At 75.7% G+C, this 552-nt stretch carries 2 pseudogenes; one reads left to right on the top strand and one right to left on the bottom strand.

Annotated features, from left to right (window positions below):
* A pseudogene (locus tag IH13_RS0110280) lies at nucleotides 1-378 on the top strand (1-aminocyclopropane-1-carboxylate deaminase); the annotation flags it as partial.
* Here IH13_RS0110280 and IH13_RS0110275 read toward each other — a convergent pair.
* A pseudogene (locus tag IH13_RS0110275) lies at nucleotides 351-552 on the bottom strand (Na+/H+ antiporter); the annotation flags it as partial. The pseudogenes IH13_RS0110280 and IH13_RS0110275 overlap by 28 nt on opposite strands.

The raw sequence follows: 552 nt of genomic DNA, 5'->3' as shown, positions 1-552 counted from the left end.
GGCACCCTGGCCGGTCTGGCCGCCGGGATCGGCCCGGGACAGCGCGCCCTGGGCGTCCCCGTGCTGCGCGGCGGCTTCCTGGGGGACGCGGTGCGCGCCCTTCAGCAGGAGGCGTTCGGCGGCCCGGCCGGGCGCTGGCGGCTGGAGGAACGCTTCCACTTCGGCGGTTACGCCCGTACGACGGCCGAGCTGCACGCGTTCGCCGACGACTTCGAGGACCGCCACGGCCTGCCCGTCGAACGCCTCTACGTCGCGAAACTGCTGTACGCCCTGACCGTCCTGGCGGGCGAGGGCGCGTTCGCCCCGGGCTCCACGGTCACCGCCGTCGTCACCGGCCGCCCTGAGGCCCCTCAGAGCGCACCGTCCTCCTCCCGGTAGGCCGCCGCCTCCTCCAGGTCCAGCCGGCGCAGCAGCACCCGGAGCATCTCGTCGTCGATCCGGCGTTCGTCCCGGAGCCGGACGAAGACCTCCCGCTCGGCCTCGATCGTCTCCCCGGCCAGCCGCCGGTAGGTGTCGTCCGCGGACTCCCCGGTGACCGGGTCGGCGGCGCCG

This window comes from Streptomyces sp. NRRL WC-3549 (assembly GCF_000721935.1).
Classification (GTDB): Bacteria; Actinomycetota; Actinomycetes; order Streptomycetales; family Streptomycetaceae; genus Streptomyces.
This window is presented reverse-complemented; position numbering and strand designations above follow the sequence as displayed.